This is a genomic window from Actinomadura sp. 6N118, assembly GCF_044326415.1.
Lineage (GTDB): Bacteria > Actinomycetota > Actinomycetes > Streptosporangiales > Streptosporangiaceae > Spirillospora.
The window spans coordinates 13717-39243 of the sequence record NZ_JBIRAZ010000034.1; the positions used below are offsets into that span (position 1 = coordinate 13717).

The window sequence follows — 25527 nt, forward strand, 5'->3', positions numbered from 1 at the left end:
CACGAACCGTGAGGTTCCCGTTGCCCGTCATTTGCCATGGCGAGCACGGGCGACGCCGCGAGCAGCGCGCGGTTACGAGTCAATCGTCCCGTTCGCCCCGATCGGCCGGGCGGCGGGCGGCGGGCGGCCGGGTGACGCTGTCAGCGGAGCGTGGCGCGGTGGATCTTGCCCATGGGAGTACGCGGGAGCTCGGCCAGGAAGGTCACCGACTTGGGCACCTTGTGCGCAGGAAGACACTCGCTGACCTGCCCCAAGAGCTCGGCCTCCAGCTCCGGCGCAGGCATGGTCCCGGTGGCGAGCACCACGAACGCCCGCAGTGCGGCGTCGTCGTCCGCCGAGTCCACCACCACGGCCTCCACCACCCCCGGATGCTGGCCGAGGACGCGTTCGACTTCGAGCGGCGAGACCCGTTCCCCCGACACCGTCAGCTGGTCACGGACCCGGCCGTGGTGATGGACGAAGCCGTGCTCGTCCACATGCACCAGATCGCCCGTCCGCAGCCACCCGTCCGGCGCGAGCACCTCGGCGGTCTGCTCGGGCCGCCCGAGATACTCGGCCATGACCGACGGGCCGCGTACATAGAGGACGCCGGGCTCCGTCGGCTTGCCGCCCGCCGCACCCCCGTCCACCTTGCTCGCGTTGCGCACCGTGATCTCGTACGGGTCCAGAACCACGCCCACAGCACCCCGGCAGCGCCGGGTGACGGTGTTGGAGATGAACGTGTGACCCACCTCCGTGCTGCCGAGGCCGTCCAATACAGGGCACCCGAAGACGTCCTCGATCCTGTCCGCCAGTGACGGCAGCAGCGGCTCCCCGGCCGACGCCACTGCCCGCAGGGACCCGAAGACACCCTCACGTCCGTCGCCCACACGCCCGTCGCCCACACGCCCGGCGGCCACACGCCCGTCGCCCACACACATGTCGGCCACACGCCCGGTGGTCGCGCCCACGAGGCGCGCGTACCAGGTCGGGACGGTGAAGAGCAGCGACGGACGGTGACGGCGGAGCTGCTCCAGTACCCCTTCGGCGGTCGGGACGTCGGGCCACAGCACGGCCGAGCCGCCGCAGAACATCGGGAAGAACACCGTCGCTCCGAGCCCGTACGGATAACACGCCTTGGACACCGAAAAGATCACGTCGTCCGGTGTCACGCCGAGCGCGCCGATGGCCAGCGCCTCGAAATAGGCCTCAGGGTCCGTATGCCTATGGACGGCTCCTTTCGGGGGACCCGTGGTGCCGGACGTGTATTGGACGTAGGCCGGCGCGTCCGGCGGAAGCTTTGCCGGATCCGGCACCGCGGCGGGCTCGTCGGTGAGGTCCTCGGCGGTCAGGACGTGGACGGAGGGGAACCGGGCGGCGAGCTCAGGTGCGCAGACCGCCGCCTGTGGCCTGGAGTCGGCAAGCACGTGGGCGTGCCCGGCCTCCGTTTGCTCGGGGCCGGTGAGGACGGCCACGGCGCCAAGCCGGAACGTTCCCAGCAAGGCGACCACGAAGCCGATCGAATCGGGCAGAGCGATGAGGACCCGGTGCCCTTGCCGTACTCCGGCCGCGTGCAGAACCCCGGCGGCACGCGAGGCCGCATCGTGCACATCGCCGTGGCTATATGTCGCGTCACCTGCGTAGAACAGCGGGCGGTCACGCCACCCGTAGGTATCCGCGCGTAGAGCCAGGGTTGCCGCGAGATTGCCTTCCATATCGGAGCTCCTCTGCCGGGGGGGCGACATGCGGAGGCTACGACGGGTAGGCATACTGACACGGTGCGTTCACGCAATTTCGGTTCGGAACAAGGCGGCAATTAGGTCATACGTACGTACCCCGGACCCGGACCCGGACTCGGGGCGGACCGGGGCGGACCGGACGGACCGGGGCGGACCATCGCCTGGATTCAGGCGGTCAGAATCTCCCAAGAACCGGCGCGCCGGACCAGGAGGTCACGGGTGAGCAGGACCCCGGCCGACACGTCCCAGGCGGGGTCGACGTCCTCGGCCGCCTCACCTTCGGACCACACCTGGCTCACCGCCCACCGCAGCTTCTCGACGCCGTCGGGGTGCCCAGAGCCGGTCGCGACGAACACGTCTCGCGCGGGTGCCGCCACTACGAGGTCGCCCTCGACGTCCTGGGCGAGCTTGTCCAGGAAGCCGTCGTCCAGGAGCAGGCCGGACTCCAGCCCCCCGCCGAGCGACACCGTGACCGCCCGGACGTCCGGGTACCAGCTGAGCGTGAGGTCGGGCCGCCGGTTGCGCAGGTTGACCGCCGCAAGCCGGCGCAGCTCGGCCGGTGTGATTCCGAGCTCAGCGCAGTGGCGCCGCGCGATGTGCTCGTAGCGGCGCCCGGCGCCGGGCCCACCGGCGCGCGCGGTCACACCGGCCCCCGGGAGCAGCGCGGCGCCGACGGGCTCGGGCACCAGCTCCAGCGCGTACGTGACGTACAGGTCGCCGGCGAACGGGTCGCGGATCGGCTCCTCGGCCGGCGGCAACGGGAACTCCAGCTGCACCTCGGCGGGCACCCGGGCCTTCATCAACGGGACGATGAGACTGGCACGCGGCTCCGCGGACACGGCACGTTCCTCCTGTTACTCCTGAGGTCCGGAATAGATCACACTATCGGGACCGGGCACCTCACTGACCCCCTCCCCCACCGTTCGGCATGTGTATTCACCCGGACACTCTGGCAAATGGCCCCTTCGGCAAGGCCACCCAGGGAGGACCGGTCAGCCGTTGGGGATCACACACGGGCCGCCGCCGCAGACGTCGATGACCTGGCCCGCTGACTTGAGAAAGTGCGCCGCCTGGGCGCGGGCCAGCTCGCTGCGGACCGTGCTGTCGTGCGGGCTGTTCGGGGGCGTCGGCGGGATGTTGCCGGGCGGCGGGGCTGGCGTTCCGCTGTCCCACATCACCAGCGCCGAGCCGTTGTACGGGAATGCCGGGATCGCCCGGATGCCCCAGAACGGCGTCACGTCGTTGCTGCGTCCGGGCCGCAGTGCGGGCTGCTTGACCGGGACGCCGAGCGTCCGCGCCATCACCTCGGTCGTGACATTCGACACCGAGTCGTCACCGAACGCCTCGTGCAGCAGCACCGTGTGCGCGGGCGTGCCGGGCAGCGGATCCCTGATGACGTGCGCGACGTAGCCGTTCGCCTCGCCCCGGTCCCACAACATCTGCATGAGGCCGAAACCGATCTGCTGTTCGGCCTTGTCCGGGTACGGGATGTCGATGACCTCCTGCACGCTCTTGAACGAGGCGCTGCGGTTGAGCAGCGTGGAGAAGCCCATGCCGGGGACGCTCAGCACCGACGTGGTGAAGTCCTGCGCGAGTGCCGTCACTGCGGCGCCCTGGATGCCCCCGTGGCTGGCCCCCGCGTAGGTGAGCTTCGCCGCTGGAGAGAGCACCGAGGCGCCGTCTGCGCTGCGGAAGGCGGCTGACGCAGCGGCCCCCTGCGGGTGGATCATCCAGCGGCCGAGGAAGAGCGTGTTGAGGTACGACTGCTGCATGCGGTCCGGGATGAGCCGGAAGTTGGACAGGTCCGCCAGCATCGCAAGGTAGGGCCGGTCGGGTCCGGAGATGCCCATCCAGTTGGTGGCGCAGAGCATCAGGCCGTGGTCGCCGGAGAACGTCTTGACTGCGGCGGCGTCGATGGTGCTGTAGTCGCCGAAGAGCCCGTGCCCGTACAGCACCGGGTCGAGCTTCTGTTTCCCGGTCACCGCCGTGCGCGGGATGTTGCATTGGAACGGCGCGTGGTACGTCCGCCAGGTCGGCGCCACGGGCTTGTCGTACAGGCCGGGCTTGGCCTTGCCGTAGTCGAGCCTGGTCCCGGTCGGATCGAGGAAGCTCGGCACCTCGATGAGGCCGTTGACGCGCCGTGCGATCCGCGGATCGTCCTGCTCGGTCAGTTCCTTCACCGAGGTCAAACGCACCTTGGGTGCCTTGGCGCTGAGACGGGCGAACGAGCTGTCGCGCATCGCGAGAGCCCGTCCGGTGAGGCTGCGTGTCGAGGACGTGGTGAAGTCCCACGCGAGGTTGAGCCCCTGAGCGCCGACCCCGCGACGCCGAAGGTCCTTCAGGGTCGTCTGGAGGGCGGCCCACCGCGGCTTGAGACGTTTGTCCTTCGGCGCGGTGGTCCTGCTGAGCGCCTTGAACGCGGCGCTCGGCTGGACGGGCAGCCCGTTGGCACCGCGGACGTTGCGGAGGGCGACCAGATAGCGCGTCCCCTCGTTCAGCCGGATCGCCGGACGGATGATCAGCGTGCGGTGCCGCGGATCCTGGGCGTCGACCTCGGCCCAGTAGGGCTGCCGCTGCCCGGTCCTGGCGTTGACGAGCACCACCGGTGCGTCCGCGCGCAACGACCGTGCGATGTCGGTGCTCGGCGCGACCCCGGTCTTGAGCGGGTTGAGTGTCTTGGCAGGGTCGAGCCCGGGCACCTGGACGAGGATCGGCGAACCGGGCGAGAAGCCGTCGTTGCGATTGAACTCGGTGGGGTCGATGCCCTTGCCGAAGACGTTCTTCGGCATCGCCGTGGCCTTGAGGTTCACCCGCCGGCCCGTATCGCTGCGGCTGTCGCGCACTGTGTAGACGTCGTTGGGGAACGGCACCAGGCACGCCGCCGGAGCGATCGGATCGCACCCGCGCGCCGCCTGCTCAGCGGCCACCTTGAGCGGATCGGCCGCCGCCGCTGCCGGGACCGCCTGCGCCACCGCGCCGAGAGCCAAGCCGGTGAAGGCCACGAGCACACCGAACGACCGTCTCACCGGCGTCACCCCGCGTCTTGAACGTGAACAACATTCAGAAAGAGCAGGGTGATCTTAGCCACCGATCACTTACTTGTCAGTAGGCCCCCTGTGGTCATGGCGGGCAGGTGGTCATGCCAGGCGGGTGGTCATGGCGGGCGGGCCTCCTGGCGGCACGACCGGCAATCCGCCCGGTGCGCCGCGTTCGATCAACTGCCATACGGCGTCGGTGTCGAGATGTTCCTCGACAAGGTCGCCGAGGGTGTCCAGGGTGGCCTCCCTCAGCGCGGCGAACGAGACGTCCGGCGCGGCCGTGAAGTCGCGCCCCGCCACACCGGCGACGTCGGCCAGGAACGCCCGGCGGAAACCATCGTTCTCCATCGCGCCGTGCCAGGTCGTCCCCCACACAGAACCGACCCGGCAGCCGTCGAGGAACGGTTCGCCGCCCTCGACTTCGGCGATTCCATGGTGGATCTCGTACGCGATGACCGGCTCGCCGTAGGCGCTCCCGCTCGGCCTGCCCAGCGTCTTGTCCCGTTCGAACGTCACCCTGACCGGCAGCAGCCCGAGCCCTTCGGTCCGCCCGGCTCCGGATTCGACCTCGTCCACGATCTCGTGCGCGAGCATCTGGAAACCACCGCAGATGCCGAGCACCGGGCGGCCTTCCCGTGCGCGCCGTACGACCTCGTCGGCCATCCCGCGTTCGCGGAGCCAAGCGAGATCGCTCACCGTCGCCCGCGTACCCGGCAGGACCACCAGATCGGCATCGGCGAGATCGCCGGGACTGGCCGCGTAGCGCACCGTGACGCCCGGCTCGCAGGCGAGCGCGTCCAGGTCGGTGAAGTTGGAGATGCGCGGAAAACGGATGACCGCCACGCGGAGCGTCTCGCGCCCGTACGGCGCTCGCGCGTCCGGCCGTGGTGCGTCGAGGGCGAGCGTGTCCTCGGAGTCCAGGTACAACCCGAGCTTCCAAGGCAGAACGCCCAGCGTCGGCCGCCCGGTCAACGCCTTCAATTGATCCAGCCCCGGAGCCAGCAACTCCGCCGCCCCCCGGAACTTGTTGATCACGAATCCGGCGATCAGCGCCTGGTCCGCGGGCTCCAGCAGTGCGACCGTCCCGTACAGCGACGCGAAGACGCCGCCCCGATCGATGTCCCCCACCACGATGACCGGCAGGTCCGCGGCCCGCGCGAGCCCCATGTTGGTGATGTCCCCGGCCCGCAGGTTGATCTCCGCGGGGCTGCCCGCCCCCTCGCAGACCACCACGTCGTACTCGGCCCGCAACTGCCCCAGGCTCGCGGCCACGACCTCACGCAGCCGCTCCTTGTGCGCGCCGTACTGCATCGCGTCGACCTCGGCGACCGGCCGCCCGAGCACCACCACCTGGCTGCGCCGGTCGCTCCCCGGCTTGAGCAGCACCGGATTCATGATCGCCTTCGGCTCGACGCCGGCGGCCTGGGCCTGCATGTACTGCGCCCGGCCGATCTCCGCCCCATCCGAGGTCACCATCGAGTTGAGCGACATGTTCTGCGCCTTGAACGGGGCGACCTTCACCCCCCGCCGCGCCAGCCACCGGCACAGCCCCGCCGTCAGAACGCTCTTCCCCGCGTCCGACGTCGTCCCGGCAACGAGCAGCGCGCCACTCATCCCACTCCCCTCGCCGCCCGGCTTGCCCCTCTGCCTGCCACCCCAGCCGCCAGTCTGCGCGCCACCCCGCTCGCCACCCCAGCCGCCAGCACCCCGGCCGCCGCGGTCACCACGGCCGACAGTCGCACCGCCCGCCGGATGTCGCTCACCTCCGGCACGCGCCCGTCGCCCATCTCGGGCCGCCGTTCCAGCCGTCCGCCATAAGCATTCGCCCCGCCCAGCCGTACACCCAGCGCACCGGCGAACGCCGCCTCACACCGCCCGGCGTTCGGACTCGGATGAGCACCACCATCACGCTTCAGCACCCGCCACGCCTCGCCCCGGCGCTCCGCGCAAGCCACAGTCAGCAGACCTGTAACCCGAGCAGGCACCCAGTTGGCCAGATCGTCCAACCGTGCCGACGCCCACCCAAACCGTTCATACCTGGGGTTCCGATAGCCCACCATCGCGTCCAACGTGTTGATCGCCCGATACGCGAGCAGACCCGGAACTCCCCCTACCGCACCCCACAGCAACGGCGCGATCGCCGCATCGGAGGTGTTTTCCGCGACCGACTCCACAGTCGCCCGCGCCAGCGCCTTCGCGTCCAGCCCCTCCGGGTCACGCGCGCACAAGTGCGAAAGCCGCCCTCGTGCGCCTTCAAGATCGTCGGCTTCCAGCAGCCGGGCCATCTCCAGGCCTTCCCTCCCCAGCGACGTGCCGCCCAGCACAGCCCATGTAGCAAGGGCCGTAGCCGGCACGCGCGCACCTGGAAGCCGCTCCACAAGTCCCAGCCCGGCCGCTCCCGCCACCAGAACCCCGGCGTAACCCACACCCCGAGCACGCGAGTCGGCGTAAAGAGCCCTCTCCAACCCAGAGGCGACACGACCGAAAGCGGCCACCGGATGCCCGCGCCTCGGATCACCGAGAAGAGCATCAAGAACGACCCCGAGGAGCAAGCCCACCGCACGTTCAGTTGAGGCAGGCATCAAGCTCATCCCAGTGGCGTTCCAGCCAGTCCTGCGCACGCCGGATGCGAGGCCCCGCACCCCCATGCCACATGCGCGCCCAATTGCCACCGACGTGCTCCGCCCGGAACCGCATCGCCTCGTACGACCGCTCGAAACGCGTCCTCGCCGCGGACAGCAGCATCCGCCGCCGGTCCTGATCCAGGCCGTAGCCATCGCAGAAGACCCGCAGCCGCCGCCCCACATCGACCCCGTACAGCAGCCCGTCCCGGTCACACGGATCGGCGATCGGCGCCCAATGCCGCAGAGCCGTCACCACGTCGTACAACCGCGTCGTCGGCCGCGCCAGATCAAAGTCGATCAAAGCGACCGGCATGCCGTCCCTGAAGACCACGTTCTCCGGCGTCACGTCGCAGTGCCCGATGATCTCCGGCTCCCCGTCCAGATTGGACGCCGCGGTGTCCCAAGGAGCGTCTTCCGGCACCCCATACGAGCTCACCGCATCGTGGTAACCCCGCACCAGCCGGGCCACCCCCACCAGCGCCTCCTCGGCGACCGCGTAGGGCGGCAACGGCCGCGGCGGGGCCTCCCCGCGCACCCAGCTCAAGATCTCGCGCCCTTGCTCGTCCACCCCGAGCAGCCGCGGCGCCCCCTCGAACCCGACCCGCTCAAGATGCCGCAGGAGCCCATGGACAGCAGGACTATGGGGCCCGACCGGCCGCCGCACCGTGTCCCCCACCCGCACAACGCCCTCCGTCACGTCCCCGCCGGAGAGCGGCACCTCCACGCTCACAGTCCCCAACGATAAGCGCTCCCTTTCGACATGGACTTCGTCCTCGACGCACTGGCCGCGCCGCTGTACTACCGGATCCTGCTCGGCCACCTGCCCGTGACCCACGCCCTCGCCGAGCAGTGTGTGGACGCCGTCCTCGCCGACCTCCGCGCACTACCATGGGCCACAAGTAACAACTCTTCGATATCAGCCTGGGTCGCTCAACGCGCCCACCCGAGAGCCGCGACACCTGCTGTCCGCGGCGACCGGCATGGTGAGGCCCGTATAAGTGTGGAGCATCCAGGCGCTCAGCCCTACACTGTCATCGGCACCTGGCCAGGTGCCGGATACTATGCTCGATCTGCGGCATGCGACCGTCCCGGGTCACCCCAGAACACCCGTTTGCGCAGATCAGCGCCCTGGACAAGCGCCGGTAGCTCAGCTGGATAGAGCATCGGACTTCTAATCCGACGGTCGCGGGTTCGAATCCTGCCCGGCGCGCTTACCATCACCGGCGAAAGCCCCCGCCACCAGCGAAAACGCCAACCTAGGCGGGGGCAGCCCGTTCGGCTGCTTCGGGGGCATGTACCCCCGCGTTGAGCCAGAGTGAGACCGCAGCGTGACGGAGGTCATAAGGGCCCCCGCCAAGGCGGACTCAGCCTGGTCCGGGGTCAGTGCCAGGGCACGCGCACGCTTGAAGACCGCTCGCTCATTCCACCGTGCGCTCCTCGACGAACCAGTCCCGCCCCTGCGAAGAAGTCAACGTGAACGCAACAAAGGCTGCGGGCAGGAGCATGACCAGGCCAGGTATCTGCAGCACTTGGAGCACGAGCAGCGTCTTACGGAGCCAACGTAGCCGCCGCCGGACCAAAATCGCACATAGGGCCAATAGCAGATGCACCGCAACGTACGGATAACCCACGGCAAGCATCAGTGCGGCTTTCCCGTTGTCCTCGCCGACGAGGGAGTGCCCCACCGCGACCTGCAGGGTTCCTCCCGCCACGCCCGAGACCGCTTCGAACCATAAGGCGACGACCACCCACTTGATCGCCGTCGGCATTGGCGTGAAGTCGCTCATTTCACCCAGACCTCGCCTAGCGACTCGCTTTCGTGGACGAGAGCGGCTCGCCCGAGCGGTCTTCGCTGAGCCCACCCAGACCTGTGGTTCAGCGCGACCGCCAGCCGAGTAGGTTCCCAGCACGATGCGCAGCGGCCCAGCCGTCCGGTCAGCCGCACACGGGCCGGTCGGCCGTGGCGGCCTTCGTCGCTGCGACTAGCGCACCACCGCACAGGGCGACGCAGCGCGTTGAGCCGATACGAGGTTCCTAACAGCCGGTCCTGCTCAGCCGAGGTGATCGGTCGGCCGGTCACGAACAGCCGTCCAGGTGGTGGGCGAGCCTCGCGGCGATCCGGTCGGTGGTAAGGGTGCCAGCCGGGGTGCGTCGGTGGCGTCGTAGTGATCGGCGTGGATGATCAGCCAGTTCAGATGGCGGGCGGGCGGCCCGCCGAACCGCTCGCCTTCGGACGTCGGCCAGGTCCACCGTCTCCACGCATCCCCCATCTAGTTGGTCTCACCCGGAAGGGTCGATGAGCTGGTCAGTTTCTTCAAGAACCGCAGTGTGTCAGCGATGATGATCGATGCGAAGGGGGGATGGGCGCCAACTATCGCCAAGAAACTGCCACCTGTCATCGCCTGCGGCTGGACCGGGCCGCCAACCAGGAAGCGTCCCAGGACACCGTGGTACGAGCGCGCACGGCCCGCTCGTCGGCGGGACGCTGCGGGATGGGGAAGGGGAGGAAGGCGGGGAAGCAACAGCTGCTGCGCCGCACGCCCGAAGGCATCACACCGGACGCGCACCACGCGGCTACGAGGCTGTTGGGGAGTCCCGAGCATGGAAGTAGACGGTGACGCTCACCCATGGGCCGTCCGCAGTGATCTCCTCGACTGGCCCGATGAGGACGCAACGAGACGTGGCCCGGCTCCAGCAAAGCGACCTAACCCCTGAGGCAGCGGGATTGCAGCGTAGGCGCTGAGCTGCTCATGCCTCCTGCAGGGGAACGGCGTGTTCGGGGGAGCACGGTCCGCTAAGGATGGCCTGTGCGGCTGTCATCGGGACGGGGGGAGGGAGGTGGGGGAAGAACAGCGGCTACGGCGTTCTTTGGCGACCAGTGCCCGTGGTGTTTCAAGAGCCGCTTTGCCGCGTGCTGCGTGGATTGAGATCCAGCGTGCCCCCTGGCGATCTCGTGGACGCGGTCTGAGAAGAGTGCGATCTCGTCGGCCGTCATCCATGTCAAGGTGTTGGCGATCCAGAAGTCCGACCAGGCGTTGAGCCCCATGTCGATCATCGCCCGCAGCGCCTCGCCCAAGTCCGGATCATCAGGGCCGAGCAACGCATGGGCCTCGCGCTCAACGTCGTTGCGTGATCGTTGCACTAGCGGCAACAGCCACATGCGCGACCGCACGAACGGGACGGCAGTCTCGTGGCCGGTATCGACAGCCCATGCACCATCAGCCAGTACCAACCATGGACCGCCCGGCTTGACTTCCAGGACCCTACGCGTCACGGCACTGCCCACACCGAACAGCCTTTTGCGTCGTGCCCGGCACGCTTACGATCATCAGCGAAAATCTTCTCTACCAGCGAGAAGGCGGCCGCCAGCGGGGGCATTCGCGCCTCGCGACTGTGAGGTTGGCCGGCTAGTGCAGCCAGCGTAGGGCTGCGTCGGCGCTGTCTTCGGGGCTGGTGTTGAAGGCGATGGCCGCGTCGGGTGCGTGCTGCCGGACCAGGTTGACCGCCTTTTCGAAGAGTTCGAGCAGCGGCTCCTGCTTGCGGATGCCGCCTCCGATCACCACGCAGGCGTATTTCTTACGGGTCAGGGCCGCCACGATCGCCCCTTCGGGGTCCTCGTCGAGTGCCACGAGGCACATGTCGGCCTCTATACCGTGCTCGTCGAAACGGTCCTGACCGCGCGCTACCGCCGCCTGGACCGGCTCCGGGTCCCAGCCCTCGATCTTGGCGGGATCGAGACCGACCACCAGCACTCGTGCCTCTGTCACGCGTCCTCCTCGGCTCTAGGCCGTGGGCTCGTCGAGGGCCACGTCTCCGATCTGAGCTACCGGCTCCTCGCCGATGGCCATGCTAGGCAGTGTGTCGGTGACGTCGAAATGCCGGTCCATGCCGGTGATCCGCAGCACGGAGCTGATCTGCTTTGTCGGCCGCACCAGAACCAGGTGGCCCCCGCTTGCCTTGATCCGCTTCCAGGCGACGATCACCGAGTTCAAGCCCGAGGTGTCGAAGAACGACACCTCCGACAGCTCCACGGCCACATGAGGAAGGGCCTGCGACCTGATCGCCTCACCCAGGTGATGGTTGAAGTGCGGGGCGCTGTGCAAGTCCAGATCGCCGCTGACCTCGACGACGACATAGCCGTCCTGCCGCCGGAGCCGGAATCGGGCCCCATAGTCAGGAGGCTCACCCCCGGCAGGTGTCGAGAAGCCGGACGTCATGCCATCCCCTCCCCCCGGCGCCATGACATGGCTCGGCGCCGACACCATCCTGCCCGCTTCCGCTGATCCACAAAGCTGGTTCACGCCGGTTCCGTGGGGCGGGTGTGTCGTTGGCGGGTGACAGGTCGGTCTCGCTCCGCCGCTCTGTCTTGCCGTTGTCCGCCGGTGGGCCGGTAGATTGCAGCCGGTTGTCTTTGCCCTGATTTCACGGCCACCTTAGAGGCGGGCTGGCAGGGTGGACGTTTCGTGAACCCGGATCGAGTGAGGAAACATGGCCGAGGATGACAAGCCCAAGGGTGAGCCGACGGGCAACGACGACTCGGCAGCCGACGAGCTGAAGGACGAGTCGACCAGCGCTGACGAGGCAGCGGCCGACGAGGCCGAGACCGACGAGGCCGAGACTGCGGCCGACGAGGGTGCCGACGAGGACTCGGGCGAGGAGAAGCCTGCGGCAAAGCCCTCGATCAAGATCAAGGCACCGGCGGCAGGGGCGGCCAAGCTGCCGCAGGCCAAGAACATCCGGAGCCCTGAGTTCACGCCTCACGGGATCAGTGCCGGGCGCGGCAGCGGGCCGCGGCCGTCGGCGTTGACCGCGGCGCAGGCCAAGAAGCGCCGCCAGGCGACATTCCTGGCTGTGGCCATCGGGCTGGTGGCCATCGCGGGCGCCACGGCGTTCTACGTGACCCGGCCGGGACCGGAGATCAAGGTGACCGGCACGCTCGGCACCGCTCCCAAGGTCGACATCCCGAAGGACATGGTGCCGGACAACAAGTTCAAGGTGACCGAGGCGATCACTGGGAGCGGGCCCAAGCTCGCCAACGGCGACATCGCGTATGTGAAGTTCGCGTTCTACCAGTGGTCCAAGAAGGGCACCGGCAACAAGGCCGAGAGCACCAACAAGAAGCTGAACTCGTCGTACGAGCAGCAGGGTGGCCAGCAGGTCATGCCGATGACGGTCGGCAACACCCAGGTCAAGGGACTCGACAAGGGCCTGGCCGGGCACCCCTCGGGCAGCCGGCTGGTGCTGCAACTGCCCCCGGTGGACGGGTTCGGCGAGCAGGGCTCTCAGATGGGCCTCACCAACAAGGACTCCGTGGTCTTCGTGGTGGACATCATGGCGGCGATCCCCAAGAACGCCGAGGCCAAGGGCACCGAGAAGAAGCTCGACGACAAGAACCTGCCCAAGGTCGAGCCGGGCCAGCCCGGCAAGGGCCCGAAGGTGACCGTGCCGAAGGCCGATGCCCCGGACAAGCTCGAGGTCCGCACCCTGATCGAGGGCAGTGGTCCGGCCCTGGCCAAGGGTGACAACGCGGTCGTGCAGTACGTGGGCAAGCTCTGGCGGGACGGTAAGACGTTCGACGAGAGCTGGAGCAAGGGCCAGCCCGCCTCGTTCCCGATCGGCACGGGCGGCACCGTGCCGGGCTTCGACAAGGGGCTCACCGGCGCCAAGGTCGGCAGCCGCGTGCTGCTCATCCTGCCGCCCAAGGAGGGGTACGGGACGAAGGGCAACGAGCAGGCCGGCATCAAGGGCACCGACACGCTGGTGTTCGTCGTCGACATCCTCGGCACGGTTCCGAAGTAACTGAGGTCACGCGTGTGACGGCGGGACACCTGGATAGGTGTCCCGCCGTACTTTTATGACGGTTCCGGAATGGTGCTCCCGTTCGGCTCGTGACGCGGGCCAGGACAACCGGCCCGGGCCGCCGATCGTCCTCTATTGAGAACTCCAGGAGAGTGCAGTGATCGGCCGAAACCGCGAATGCCCTCGGGTATCGTCGGTAACGAAAGAATCACGGGGGGCTTGTGAGCAGTAGTGGTACGAGTCCGGAAGGCGACACGCCCACCGGGCAGGACGATGCGAAACCGGAAGAATCGAAGGGCAGCGACAAGGACGTCACCGCGTCCGAGGCCGAGTCGGCGACCACCAAAACCGCGACGATAGCCACTGTCGAGGACGTAAAGCCGACTCCCGATGAGGCAACCGCGGACAACGAGCCTCCCGGCGATGATGCATCCGCGAGCGATGCCTCCGTGGACGATGCGCCCGTGAGTGATGCGTCCGTCAGCGATGCGTCCGTCAGCGATGCGTCCGTCAGCGATGCGTCCGTGGGCGAGGCGCCCGTTAGCGAGGCGCCCGTCAGCGATGCGTCCGTGAGCGAGGCGCGTGTGAGCGATGCCTCCGTGGACGAGGCGCCCGTTAGCAGGGCGTCTGTGGGCCATGCGTCCGTGAACGATGCGTCCGTGAACGATGCGTCCGTCAGCGATGCCTCCGTCAGCGATGCGTCCGTGGGCGAGTCCTCCGCTGGCGAGGAGCCCGTTAGCAGGGCGTCTGTGGACGAGGTGTCTGCTCGCGAGACGTCGGCGAATGGTGCGTCTGCGAGTGAGACGGTCGTGGGCACGGCTGCCGGGAACGATGCGGCCGCGGCTGCGGGTGCGACCTCTCTGGGGGCGGCGGTCGCGAGCAAGACGGCTGCGAGCGAGACGGTCGCGGGGAAGGCGTCTCTCGGTAAGGCGGCCGCGGGAGGCAAGGGCGGCAAGGGCGGCAAGGGCAAGAAGCAGCGCAGCCGGCGTGTTCGGTATGCGCGGCGGGCGGCGTTCACGGTGCTGGGCCTGATCGGCTTCGGCATCGCCGCGTTCGCGATCGCCTATGTCCTTACGCCGGTGCCGTCGCCGCAGGAGTCCGCGGTGGCGCAAGGGCCGAGCTTCTACTACTCCGACGGCAAGTCCCTGATCGCCAAGACCGGCACCAACCGGGACGCGGTCGACCTCGACAAGGTGCCCAAGGGTGTCCGGCAAGCAGTGATCGCGGCGGAGAACCGCAGCTTCTACGAGGACCCGGGTGTCTCGGTGAAGGGCACCGCGCGCGCCTTCTGGTCCACGGTCAGCGGCGAGCAGCTCCAGGGCGGCTCGACCATCACGCAGCAGATGGTCCGCAACTACTACGGCGGGATCGGCACCGAACGCTCCGTCTTCCGCAAGCTCAAGGAGATCATGGTCTCCCTGAAGGTCGGGCGGGAGAAGGACAAGGACTGGATCCTGGAGCAGTACCTCAACACGATCTACTTCGGCCGCGACGCGTACGGCATCCAGGCCGCCGCCAAGGCGTACTACGGCAAGGATGTCACCCAGCTCACGGCGGGCGAGGGTGCCTATCTGGCCGCCGCGATCCAGCAGCCGACGCCCTTCGGCAGCATGACCGCCGCCCGGCGCCCGGCCGCCGAGCAACGGTGGAGGGCCGTGCTCAACAACATGGTCCGGGACAACGCCGTCACCGCCGCCGAGGCGGCGCAGATGAAGTTCCCGCAGCCCAAGAAGCAGAAGATCACCGACATCCTCAAGGGCCAGAAGGGCTACATGGTCAACGTGGCCAAGAAGGAGCTCCTGGAGCGCCGCGGCTACACCGAGGACCAGATCAACCGCGGCGGGCTGAAGATCACCACCACGTTCGACAAGGACCTCATGGACGCCGCCAGGCAGGCGGTGACGTCGAACGTCCCCGACGGGATGAGCAAGAAGATCCGTACCGCGATGGTGTCGGTAGACCCGAAGACCGGCCAGGTCGAGGCGTTCTACGGCGGTCGCGACTACCTGGACGAGGCGGGCAGCAGCGCGTTCTGGGACCGCGCCCAGGCCGGATCCGGGTTCAAGCCGATCGCGCTCGCGGCCGCGCTCGATGACGGCAAGACCCTGTCGACCTCGTACGACGGCAGCTCGCCGCAGTACTTCAACGGCACGGACCTGCGGAACGACAGCAACGCCCAGTACGGCACGATCAACCTCGTCACCATGACGCAGAACTCGGTCAACACGGCGTACGTCAACCTCGGCCAGGACATCGGCACCGAGAGGATCGCCGAGATGGCCGAGAAGATGGGAATCCCGGCGGGCGATATGACCAAGGAGCAGCGGGACGCCCCCTCGTTCCCCCTCGGGATCGTCTCCCTGCACCCGGTCCAGCAGGCGGGGGTCTACGCGACGTTCGCCTCCGAGGGCGTCTACCGGAAGCCGTACACGGTGAAGTCGGTCAGTGACGAGAGCGGCGACGAGAAGGACTTCACCGAGAAGGGCAAGCGGGCGTTCAGCCAGCAGGTCGCCAAGGACGCCACGTACGCGATGAGCAAGGTCGTGCAGAGCGGCACTGGCACGGGCGCCCAACTGTCGGACGGGCGCGACGTGGCGGGTAAGACCGGCACGACGGACGGTGGCCGGGCGATCTGGTTCAACGGGTTCATCCCGCAGATGGCGACGTCGGTGGCGATGTTCCGGAGCGACAACAAGCCGCTGTCGATTCCCGGATATGGCGCGTACGGGGGCCAGTTGCCCGCGCAGATGTGGAACTCGTACATGTCCAAGGCGGTGACCATCAAGAACTTCGAGATCAAGGAGTTCGGTGACCCGTCGTCCTATCCCGGAAGCTACAACGGCACGCCGAGCGGCCGTTCGACCGATACGCCTTCCACCTCGCCGTCGGACAGGCCGTCGCGGCCTCCGCTGACGCCGAACCCGGGCGACGGTTCGAGGCCGCCGAAGCCACCGTCCGGCCGGCCGAGCCCTCCGATCCCGGAGCCGAGCGACCCGGATCCCGGAGATCCCGAGCCGGGTGATCCGGGTGACGGCGGCGGTAATCCACAGCGCCCGAACGCAAGTAGATAACAAGAGCCGATTTGGCTGGGAAAGCCACCAGAACGCCAAGGAAAAGGGAGCCGGACCACGATCCGGCTCCCTTTTTCACGTCACGTCAGGGCTGGACGGGGAACGTCAGGAACAGGCATTGCCGATTCGTTCCGGCGTCCCGGACATAGCGGCGTTAAGTTGCGAGGCGTCGCCCGTTCCGACACTCGCGGCGGCCGTACGGAGCCGGGCCGCTTCGTCGGTGAGCGCCTTCTTCAGCTCTTTCTTCTCGGCCTTTTTACCCAGGCCGTCGATCTTGCCCGCGAGCTGGTCGGTGGCCTGCCTCCACTGGGCCGGATCTGCCGCAGATGCGCCTTTCACCTGGGTGATGTACTGCTGGTAGGCCTGCTTGGTCTCGGTGCAGACCTGACTCGTGTTGTCGCCCCCGCCAACCAGTCCGCACGCCCCCAGGCTCATGACCAGAGCCCCGCCGATCACCAGCCGGGCCGCATGGGTACCCCACGCCCCCCTTGCCGTCTGAGCACCCCATGCCGTCTGGACAGCCCATGCCCCCGTTGCCGCCCAGGCACCCCATGCCCGCGTTGCCGCCTGTGCCCCGTTCCGCATTACACCCTCCACGTGATCCCCGTCGGCCAACTTGATCCCCGCCGGTATCTGCATATACTTCCGCACTAGGTCATGAGTGCCAGCGTCAAGCCCCGGCTTGCTGGCCGGCAACCCTTCGTCCGCGATGGGGTGCCCCGGGTGAGGACCTGGCCGGACGCAGCACCGCGTTCGGCAAGCGCGGACCCCGGTAGCCACCTTGAGGGGTCCCTGGATCCTGAAAGGCCGCACCCATGCACGCCGCCACCCTCACCCACTCCCCCCATGCCACCGTTCCGTCGGCGCGTTCCGCCACGTTCGCCCCGCTCCAGGTCATCGGCACGGGCGCGCTGGTCCCGCTGAACGACGGCGGCACCGTCGGCTACGCCAACCTCGATTACGCCGCGAGCGCCCCGTGTCTGGAGGCGGTGCACGAGGCCGTCACCCGCGCACTGCCTTACTACAGCAGCGTCCACCGCGGTGCCGGGTACGCGTCGCAGGTCACGACCGAGGCGTACGAGAAGGCGCGCGAGACGGTGCGTTCGTTCCTCGGCGCCTGGGAACGCGACGCCGTCGTCTTCACCCGCAACACCACCGACGCGATGAACCTGCTCGCCCACGCCGTCCCGTCGGGCACCACCGTCGTCGTCTTCGAGACAGAGCACCACGCCACCCTGCTGCCGTGGAAGCGCGCCGTGCGGCTTCCAGCGCCCGCCAGCCCGATCGAGGCGATCTCCGCCGCCGACCGGGCGCTGGCCGAGGCCCCGGGCGGGCCGAGGCTGCTGGTCGTCACGGCGGCCTCCAACGTGACCGGCGAGCTGTGGCCGATCGCCGAACTGGCGAACGTGGCGCGGCGGCACGGCGCCCGGATCGCCGTCGACGCCGCCCAGCTCGTCCCCCACCGGCCGCTCGACATGAAGTCCCTTGGTCTCGACTACGTGGCGTTCTCCGGGCACAAGTTGTACGCGCCGTTCGGCGCCGGGGTGCTCGCGGGCCGGGCCGACTGGCTGCGCGCCGCCGAGCCGTACCTCAAGGGCGGCGGCGCGAGTGCCTCGGTCCAGAACGGCGGCGGGACCACGCAGTGGTCGACCAGCCCTGAGCAGCGCCACGAGGCGGGCACCCCCAACGTGCTCGGCGTCATCGCGCTCGCCGCCGCCTGCGAGGCGCTCACGGGCACCGGCTGGGACGTTCTGAAGGCGGACGAGGAGCGGCTCCTGGCCCGTCTCCGGAACGGACTCGCCGCGATCCCCGGTGTGCGCGAACTCACTCTGTGGGGTGACCGTAGCGACAGGGTTGGAATCGTGTCTTTCGTCGTGGACGGCTGGAGCGCGCGCGACGTGGCGCTTACGCTGTCCGGGGATTACGGCATCGGCGTGCGGGACGGGAAGTTCTGCGCTCATCCGTTCGTCCACCACCTCCTGGGCGCCTCTGAGGCGCCGCTGGAGGCCGGAGGCGCTTCGGGTGCGGGCGGATGCGGGAGCGGACAAACCTCAGCGGTACGCGCGAGTTTCGGCATCGGCACGACCGAGGAGCACGTCGACCGGCTGCTGCACGCCCTCGCGCGGATCGCCCGGGAACCGCGCGGCTGACGGCCGACACGCGCGTCGAGGCCTCCCGCCGAAGACCCGGCCACCGGACGGCTTGGCCACAGCCGGGCGGCCCGATGCCGACCGGGGACCCGCCGATAGGACGCTTTGGTCCTGTTCGCCCATGTAGCGTAGTCAGGTCCGTGACTTACCCGCCGGGGTCCGTGCAGGGGACTCGCAGGCGGGCGAGACAGGGGCGGGCGGGATAAGAACAGCGCGGCAGGAAGCGGCAGGAACAGGGGGTGGCGACCGTGGCCGACGTGTGGCGACCCACGTCTGAGCTCGAGCGCCGGTTGCACGAGGCGGTGCGCGCCGGAAACCAGGAGACGTACTTCCAGTTGCTCGCGGAGAGCGAGCTGGTGATCCCCGTACCACCGGATCTGATCGACGACGTGCTCGCCAACGAGACCCAGCCGGCATGGCCGACCCAGGAGGAGGACGGGCGCGTCCACGTGCTCGTCTACACCTCCGCGGCGGCCATGCGCGCATGCCTCGGACCGGCGTACCAGCACTTCATGAAGCTCAAGTTCACGGATCTGGCCGAGACCTGGCCCGACTCGCGCTGGTGGCTGGCGGTCAACGCCCCCGCCCACAGCTCGAAGCACGCCGTTCCGCTGCCGATCGAGGGCCGGCTCCCGGCGTGGTTCATCAAGCAGCTCGGCGAAGGCGACATCAAGCTGCCGCAGGTGGGTCGCACTCCGGACCCGGCCCCCCCGCGGCAACCTTCCCCCGACACCACGGTCACCGACCTGCCCCCGATCGGCGACCCCACGTCCGCCCTGGGCGCCCCACCATCCCCGGCGACCCCAGCCCCCGAGACCCTGCCCGCCCGAGGCGCCCACGCGGCCAGCACGCCCCCAGCAGGCACGCACCCCGGCTCCACACCCCCCGGCCCCGCACCCGCCGGGCCCACACCGCCCGGAGCCACACACCCGGGTGGCGCACACACAGGGGCCACACACACCGGTGCCACACACACTGGTGGCGCACACACAGGGGCGACACACACCGGTGGCGCACACCCGGGTGGCGGACACACAGGTGACGCACACACGGGGACCACGCACACGGGTGGCACACACACGGGTGGTGCGGCATCTTTCTCTGGCACGCCCGGCACTGACCCTGCGGCCCCAGATTCACCCGGCGCCGCTACGCCCGGCGCTCCCACGCCAAGCGCTCCCACATCCAGCGCTCAAACGCCGAGCGGTGACACACCCGCCCCTGGCACACCGATCCCAGGCGCCCGTGGGACAGACACGACCGCCACTGGCGCGCCAATTCCTGGCACGCCCGGCCCTGGTATGCCCGGCACTAGCAAGCAAGGCGCCGACACACCCGCGCCAGGCACACCCGCTTCGGGCACACCTAGCGCTGATACTCCCGCGCCGGGAACGCCCGTAGCCGGACCAGCGGCGGGAGGGACGCCTGGCGCCGGTTCGCCCACGCCTTCAAGCATTCCCACGTCCCCAGGCGCTCCCACGCCCGGCGCCCCTGGCAGTACGGGCAGTCCAGGCGCGGCTCACCCAGCGGACCCGACGCTTGCCCCGGGCCCGGAGTCCGTCTTCGGCACCTCGAACGCTCCAGGCGCCACACCCACCGGTGACCCCCAGCATGCCCCGGGTACACCGCATCCCGGCGACTCGAGACTCGCTCCGGGTGAACCGGCACCCCATCCCAGCGCAGGGTCTGTCTCCGATGCGCTTGCGCCCGGCGCACCGTCCGTACCAAGCAACGCACCTGATGCCGACTCGACGCCTGCATCCAGCGCCACGCCTACTCCCACGTCCACGCCTACGCCTACGCCCAGCGAAGGTTCCACGCCCGGCGCGGGGCCTGGTGGCTCGGCTCACGCTGCGGGCGCGACGGATGGTCCTGGAGCGGCAGACCCAGCTGGGGCGGCTGTTCCGCCGAGCGATGCTGGATCTGACGCCCTGGTCGCCCCGAAACCACGGACTGCCAAACACGCCGGCGGTCCGTCGCCCGAAGAGACCGTGGTCGATGCGCCCGCCGCGACGGACGACGGTGCTTGGGAAGAGCTCCAGGACCAGCACAAGGATCTGCCACGGCAGACGCGGCGCACCGAGTTCCGGCCCGCGAACGAGGTGGAGAAGGATCTGCTCCGCGCCGCGGCGCAGAACGATCACGATCTCTTCCTGCAGACTCTCGCGGACGCCGACGTGCTGCTCCCCGTTCCCGAGGAGCTCGACTACACGTTGCGTCCCGGGCGGCCAGGCTTCCCCTGGCAGGCCGCCGACATCGAGGGCGTCACGTTCGTGCCGATGTTCACGTCCCCCGAACGGCTGGTCGAGGCCGCCACGGCCGCGGGGACCGGATCCGACTCGATCAAGCTGCCGTTCACCGTGGCCATGCGTTACTGGCCGGATCCGCGATGGGCCCTGGCAATCAACTCCGGCTCCCGCGCGGGCGGCACGATCCAGGCCGAGCAGTTGCCGGGCCTGGCCAAGTGGGCCGACGAACGCGCGGCAAGGCGTCTCGCGGAACGTTTCGAGCCGCAGAACGACGTCGAACAGCGGCTCTTCGAGGCCGCCCGGCGCCGCGACACGGACGCGTTCTTCAAGATCTTGCTGGGCGCGCAGGTGCTGGTGCCCGCCGAAGCGGACACTCCCTGGGGCATCTCGCCCGATGACCGGGAGTTCCCGTGGCGGCCGGTCCCGGTCCACGGCCAGACCTCGATCCAGGTGTTCACCTCGCTCAAGTGGATGAACGATGCGATCGGGTCGTCCCGCTTCGTGATGCCGAGCCTGCTCGAGATGGTGGCCGCCTGGCCGGACACCGAGTGGACGCTCGTCCTCAATCCCGGTACTCCGATCGACGCCACCATGCCCGGCGAACAGGTCCGTGCCCTCAGCGGACCACCGCGTACGACAGCGACCAGCGACCGGCCGGCCGAGGCGAAGCCCACGGCGGCCCAGCCGACACCTCTGCGACGTGAACGAGGCGCCACGCAGCCGACCGACGCTGGTGCGCCGCCCGCTGACGTGGCGTCGCAAGACCCAGCGGCTCAGGCGAACGCCCCAGCAATGCAGCCGCCGACGGGCCAGCCGGATGACGTGGCCGCGCAGCCACTGGGCCCTGTCCCTCCGGTGCAGGCGGCACCGGGCCAGCCGGATGACGTCGCATCGCAGTCCGCGGGTGCGCAAGCGAACGATCTGCCAGGGCGACCCACGAGCGCGCAGCCAAACGACATCGCGGCACGACCGGCGGGAGCGCAGCCAGGCGATATCGCGGCGCGACAGGCGGGAGCGTCGTCAAGCGATCTCGCCGGACCGCCCCCGGGCCCACAGGCGGCCGACCCTGCGGCGCAGGCAGCACCACCCGGCCAACCAAACGAGGCCGCAGCGCAACCCACGAGCGCGCAACCAAGTGACCTCGCAGGACGACCCACGGGCGATTTCGCCGGGCAGCCCCCAGGCCCACAACCGACCGACCCCGCGGCACAAGCAGCACCTGGCCAACCGAACGACGCCGCGCCGCAACCCATGAGTGCGCAGCCGAACCAGCCACGGGGCGACGTTGCGGCCCAGGCCCAGGCCCAGCCTCAGGCGGCCGGCGCGCAGGCAGCGCCTGAACAGGTCCAGCAGCCGGAGGAGGAGTTCGAGCCGGGTAACCGGATCGACCAGGAGCTCTACGAGGCCGCGCTCGCCGGTGACTCCGACGCGTTCCTGCGGGTGTTGCTGGCCGCCAACGTTCTCGTCCCGATTCCGCAGGACGCGGCGTTGGAGGTGACGCCGATCCAGAAGGAGTTCCGCTGGGAGGCGGCGCTGCGCGAGCCGTCGGCGGTACAGGTCTTCACCTCGCTCGTACGGCTGCGCGAGGTTCTGCCGGAGTCGCGGTTCGTGTACGCGGACTTCCGGGAGCTGATCGGTTCCTGGCCGCACGAGGACTGGGCCATGCTGCTCAACCCGGGCACCCGGATCGGCGCGTCGTTGCGCGGCGACCAGGTCCATGCGCTCAGCGAGTGGGCAGTACGGGTCGGGCTCGTCCAGGCACGGCCGGAAGTGCCGGTGCCGCCCGTTCCGCAGCGCGAGCCGGAGCCCGTCGCCGTGTACGAGCCGCCGCAGTCCCTGAGCGACCCCGAACCCGAGCCGTTCGACACGACGGCCGCCCCGTCGCAGCCCTACCGCACACGCCCGCCGGTGCCGACACCGGAGGCGGAGCTCTCCGCCCAGCCGACGGTCATGCAGAAGGTCGTCCCGCACAGCCACGTCAGCTGGTACCTGGAGCAGGGCTACGACCGCGTGGGCGGCTTCGTACACCCGACCTCGGATGTCGCCGACCTGCAGACGCCTGTACAGCTGTACGAGGCGCTGGGGCTGCTCTACGAGGACTCCCCGTTCGACCTGGGTGACGACGGCGTCTATGTGATCCGGTGGCCCGCGTACTGCGGTGCGCTCTACCGGATCCCGTTCGGCGGGCAGACCGAGGAGGCCCTGGAGGCCTGGGGCGACGCGGGCTGGGTGATCGAGCGGCCGCCGTTCCACGGAGGCGGGTTCGCGCCCGGCAGTGCGGGCTCCATCCGCGAGTACAAGGTCGACAGCGTTCGCCTTCCTTATGGGGCAGAGATGTATTACCTCGGGATGGATCGATCCGAGCGGTTCGTCGCGATGTACGACCCGGACCGGCTCGCGTGGCTGCGTCCTCAGGAGGAGGCCGCCGGCAGCACGGATCGTTCGGAGGCCGCGCAGTGACTCGTGACGGTTACATCGCTCGTTGGCTAGGCCGGGAGTTCGAAGCGGCGCCGGGCGCCGACGGCGACATCCGGTTGTACGCGGACCAGACGACCGACGGGTTCGAAGAGATACGGCCGGGCCGCTACCGCCGCATCGTGCCCGCGCACGAAGTGGAGGAACTCCGCTACATCCGCACGACCTGCTCGTGGCGTGGCGAGCGCTTCGTCATCGTCGGCGAACACGAGGGCTGGCTGCGGGTCGAGTACGCAGGTGGACGCGCCCCGACAGCGGCCCGGCTGGGCCTGGACCGCGTCGACCACGGGGTCTGGCAGACGTGGGCTCCGCGCGCCGAAATCGAGGACCTCCGCGAGGAGCTCATCTGATCGAAATTCATGCAACATGGGGTTGATTGATCATTAGATCCGTGTTCGCATGGCTTCGGTGGCGATCCCTCGGGTAGTGATGGGAGCCTCAGACGGGTCAACGTTGACATGACGGAGGTGCGGGGGCTGTGCTCTCCCGATCGGCAGGGAAACCGATCTTTGTAGGACTCAGCACGGCGGCACTGGTAGCCGCAGGCGGAATACCTGCGTGGGCCGACGATCCCTCACCGACGACCACCACGTCGACCTCCACCGCACCGTCCAACCCCGAGTCCCCCGAGGTGCCGCCCATACCCCGCCTCACGGTCGACGTCACTCCCGGAGAGTCGAGTGCGAGTCCAGGCACCAGGGTCAAGGTGATCACGCTCATCACGGCTGAGCAGGCCAATGCGGCGGACGTCAAAATCGAGAGCATCGTGGCGAAGAGCTCGCAGGCCAAGGTCAAGCCCACGGTGACCGGTCCGTGCCCGAGCCCGTTCACCGGAGAGCGCTGCAAGCTCGGAGAAATCACCAAGGGCAACAACAAGGCCATCGTGTCTTACGTGACCGTCCGCGAGAAGCTCGAGAAGACCACGTCAGTTACGTTCACCGTCACCGTGAGCGGCAAGGACATCAAGGCGAAAACCAGCGCGGCCAAGTTCACGTACGTCGTGAAGCCCACCAAGCCACCCAAGCCGAAGCCGACGCCCTCGCCCAGGCTCACCCCGGACTCCGGCGACGGACCGTCCGACGGCAAGAGCGGAAAGAGCGGCAGCGGCTCGGGCAGCAACAACTCCGGCAGCAACGGGAGTAACTCGGGCGGCAACAGCGCCCCGTACGTGCCGCCGCGCCCGAACGGCACGTTCAACCCGAGCACTCAGAGCCCGCGGGTGGCCCTCCCGCCGATCGCGCAGCCGTCCCCCTCGGTCGCACCGGCTGCGGCGCCTCCGAGCCCCAACAGCCGTCTCCGCGGCAACGAGCGCCCGGTCGCCCAGGACCTCACGTTCGAACGGATGGCGAGCACACAGGTGGCCTGGCTGGCCGCGCTGATGGTCGCGTTCTCGCTGCTGCTGACCCAGCTCCGCCTGGGCCGCCGCCGCACTGGTCCGGCCGCCGCGCCGATCCGTCCCCGAGGCGACCACCGCCGTCCACGTCGCGGCATCTTCGGCAAGTAAGGACGCAGCCCGCACACGCTCACCGAGATGTTCCCCCATGTCAGATCCGCCGATGCCAGATCCGTTCCCCGCCCGGTCAGGCTAGCCCGGAACAGCCGGTCGTCGGTGTCGAGTTGCCCGCGTTCTTGCGGGAGCTGACCGCGGTGCTGTTGTCGAGCCGCACCGTTTGATGACGCGCTGCGGCAGCTGGCCGACTTGGTCTCCAGCACCGCCGTAGGTCGTCCGATGACCGGATCACCCTTCGCTGCGGCGACCAGGTGCTGACGGTCGCCTCCTCTGAGCGCACGCCCTGCAGGAACCGAGTGGGAACATCCTTCCGCCGTCCATTCCATGTGGTTATGGATGAAGATATTGGACGTTTTGGATCAGCCGCGCCACTATGGATCATGCCGGAACCACCGCAAAGATCGAAGGATCGCAACCACTGTGACGAGCAAGAACCCCAAGATCGATGCCATCGAGAAGTTCTTCGCCGCGTACGCCACCAATGACCTGGACGGGATGCGGGCCGTGCTCACCGATGACATCGAGTGGACCATCCCCGGGCATCACCCGCTGTCGGGCACCAAGCGCGGCGTAGAGGAGGTCGCCGCGTTCTTCACGCAGCTCGGCAAGGCCGGCTTCCAGGCCGAGCCCCTGTTCTTGGAAGCCAACGCCGAGTACGTCGTCGACATCCACCGCGGCTGGACCACCGAAGGCGAGGGCAAGGTCGACACTCTCTGGGCCCTGGTCTGGCACTTCAACGCCGAAGGCAAGGTCGACCGCGTGGTCAACCTCTCCGGCGATCAGCACCAGATGGACGCCTTCGTCTGGAACAACTACGCCCTGGCGCCGATCCCGGCCCGTCTGTCCGAGAGCTGACGATGAGATACACCCCCACATCACCGTCATGGCCCGCC

Annotated in this window: 19 protein-coding genes, 1 tRNA gene, 1 pseudogene and 1 riboswitch; of the genes and pseudogenes, 9 read left to right on the top strand and 12 right to left on the bottom strand. The window is 69.0% G+C overall.

Going from position 1 to position 25527, the window contains the following annotated elements:
* Positions 1–140: 140 nt before the first annotated feature.
* The 6 genes from ACH34W_RS50075 to ACH34W_RS50100 form a co-directional block, all read right to left on the bottom strand.
* Positions 141–1694 (bottom strand): AMP-binding protein, encoded by a 1554-nt coding sequence (locus ACH34W_RS50075; RefSeq protein ID WP_395968353.1) that lies wholly within the window; start codon positions 1692–1694, stop codon positions 141–143.
* 191 nt (positions 1695–1885) lie between these two features.
* Positions 1886–2557, bottom strand: a complete 672-nt coding sequence (locus ACH34W_RS50080; RefSeq protein ID WP_395968354.1) for a DUF1444 domain-containing protein — start codon at positions 2555–2557, stop codon at positions 1886–1888.
* A 153-nt stretch (positions 2558–2710) separates the two neighbouring features.
* On the bottom strand, positions 2711–4744 hold the full coding sequence (locus tag ACH34W_RS50085; protein ID WP_395968355.1) for a hypothetical protein: 2034 nt from the start codon (positions 4742–4744) through the stop codon (positions 2711–2713).
* Between the two features lie 111 nt (positions 4745–4855).
* Positions 4856–6370, bottom strand: coding sequence for a cobyric acid synthase (locus tag ACH34W_RS50090; RefSeq protein WP_395968356.1), 1515 nt, complete (start codon positions 6368–6370; stop codon positions 4856–4858).
* Positions 6367–7404 (bottom strand): cobalamin biosynthesis protein, encoded by a 1038-nt coding sequence (locus ACH34W_RS50095; RefSeq protein ID WP_395968357.1) that lies wholly within the window; start codon positions 7402–7404, stop codon positions 6367–6369. Before ACH34W_RS50095 ends, ACH34W_RS50090 begins: the two co-directional genes overlap by 4 nt.
* Entirely contained in the window at positions 7322–8110 is a 789-nt protein-coding gene (locus ACH34W_RS50100; RefSeq protein ID WP_395968358.1) for a phosphotransferase, read from the bottom strand. Before ACH34W_RS50100 ends, ACH34W_RS50095 begins: the two co-directional genes overlap by 83 nt.
* A 406-nt stretch (positions 8111–8516) precedes the next feature.
* Between ACH34W_RS50100 and ACH34W_RS50105 the strand changes: the two genes are divergently transcribed.
* Positions 8517–8590: transfer RNA gene (locus ACH34W_RS50105), tRNA-Arg, on the top strand.
* 208 nt (positions 8591–8798) lie between these two features.
* Here ACH34W_RS50105 and ACH34W_RS50110 read toward each other — a convergent pair.
* The 4 genes from ACH34W_RS50110 to ACH34W_RS50125 all read right to left on the bottom strand — a co-directional run bounded on the left by ACH34W_RS50110 (position 8799) and on the right by ACH34W_RS50125 (position 11597).
* Positions 8799–9167, bottom strand: coding sequence for a hypothetical protein (locus ACH34W_RS50110; RefSeq protein ID WP_395968359.1), 369 nt, complete (start codon positions 9165–9167; stop codon positions 8799–8801).
* A 1007-nt stretch (positions 9168–10174) separates the two neighbouring features.
* Positions 10175–10666, bottom strand: coding sequence for a hypothetical protein (locus ACH34W_RS50115; protein WP_395968360.1), 492 nt, complete (start codon positions 10664–10666; stop codon positions 10175–10177).
* 121 nt (positions 10667–10787) lie between these two features.
* Positions 10788–11147 (bottom strand): hypothetical protein, encoded by a 360-nt coding sequence (locus tag ACH34W_RS50120; protein WP_395968361.1) that lies wholly within the window; start codon positions 11145–11147, stop codon positions 10788–10790.
* Positions 11148–11162: 15 nt separating this feature from the next.
* Complete coding sequence (locus ACH34W_RS50125; protein WP_395968362.1) at positions 11163–11597, bottom strand: STAS domain-containing protein; 435 nt, start codon at positions 11595–11597, stop codon at positions 11163–11165.
* A 271-nt stretch (positions 11598–11868) separates the two neighbouring features.
* On the opposite strand from ACH34W_RS50125, the gene ACH34W_RS50130 reads away from it, so the two are divergent.
* A complete protein-coding gene (locus tag ACH34W_RS50130; RefSeq protein ID WP_395968363.1) occupies positions 11869–13179 on the top strand; it encodes an FKBP-type peptidyl-prolyl cis-trans isomerase in 1311 nt (436 codons plus the stop codon).
* 208 nt (positions 13180–13387) lie between these two features.
* On the opposite strand, the gene ACH34W_RS50135 is transcribed toward ACH34W_RS50130, so the two are convergent.
* The gene (locus tag ACH34W_RS50135; protein ID WP_395968364.1) at positions 13388–13996 is read right to left on the bottom strand and encodes a pentapeptide repeat-containing protein; all 609 of its coding nucleotides are present in this window, start codon (positions 13994–13996) and stop codon (positions 13388–13390) included.
* Between ACH34W_RS50135 and ACH34W_RS50140 the strand changes: the two genes are divergently transcribed.
* Positions 13989–16250, top strand: coding sequence for a transglycosylase domain-containing protein (locus ACH34W_RS50140; protein ID WP_395968365.1), 2262 nt, complete (start codon positions 13989–13991; stop codon positions 16248–16250). The genes ACH34W_RS50135 and ACH34W_RS50140 overlap by 8 nt on opposite strands.
* Positions 16251–16355: 105 nt before the next feature.
* On the opposite strand, the gene ACH34W_RS50145 is transcribed toward ACH34W_RS50140, so the two are convergent.
* On the bottom strand, positions 16356–16685 hold the full coding sequence (locus ACH34W_RS50145) for a hypothetical protein (protein WP_395968366.1): 330 nt from the start codon (positions 16683–16685) through the stop codon (positions 16356–16358).
* Positions 16686–16903: 218 nt separating this feature from the next.
* A riboswitch (SAM riboswitch) is annotated at positions 16904–17019 on the top strand.
* A gap of 46 nt (positions 17020–17065) precedes the next feature.
* On the opposite strand from ACH34W_RS50145, the gene ACH34W_RS50150 reads away from it, so the two are divergent.
* The 6 genes and pseudogenes from ACH34W_RS50150 to ACH34W_RS50175 all read left to right on the top strand — a co-directional run bounded on the left by ACH34W_RS50150 (position 17066) and on the right by ACH34W_RS50175 (position 25489).
* On the top strand, positions 17066–18400 hold the full coding sequence (locus ACH34W_RS50150; RefSeq protein WP_395968367.1) for an aminotransferase class V-fold PLP-dependent enzyme: 1335 nt from the start codon (positions 17066–17068) through the stop codon (positions 18398–18400).
* A gap of 257 nt (positions 18401–18657) precedes the next feature.
* A pseudogene (locus tag ACH34W_RS50155) lies at positions 18658–18963 on the top strand (SseB family protein); the annotation flags it as partial.
* A gap of 1428 nt (positions 18964–20391) precedes the next feature.
* Positions 20392–23109, top strand: coding sequence for an SseB family protein (locus ACH34W_RS50160; protein WP_395968410.1), 2718 nt, complete (start codon positions 20392–20394; stop codon positions 23107–23109).
* Positions 23106–23474, top strand: coding sequence for a hypothetical protein (locus ACH34W_RS50165; RefSeq protein WP_395968368.1), 369 nt, complete (start codon positions 23106–23108; stop codon positions 23472–23474). Before ACH34W_RS50160 ends, ACH34W_RS50165 begins: the two co-directional genes overlap by 4 nt.
* 128 nt (positions 23475–23602) lie before the next feature.
* Positions 23603–24628, top strand: a complete 1026-nt coding sequence (locus ACH34W_RS50170) for a hypothetical protein (protein ID WP_395968369.1) — start codon at positions 23603–23605, stop codon at positions 24626–24628.
* Positions 24629–25054: 426 nt separating this feature from the next.
* Positions 25055–25489: a nuclear transport factor 2 family protein gene (locus ACH34W_RS50175; RefSeq protein WP_395968370.1), complete on the top strand. Its 435-nt coding sequence runs from the start codon at positions 25055–25057 to the stop codon at positions 25487–25489.
* The last annotated feature ends 38 nt before the right edge of the window (positions 25490–25527 follow it).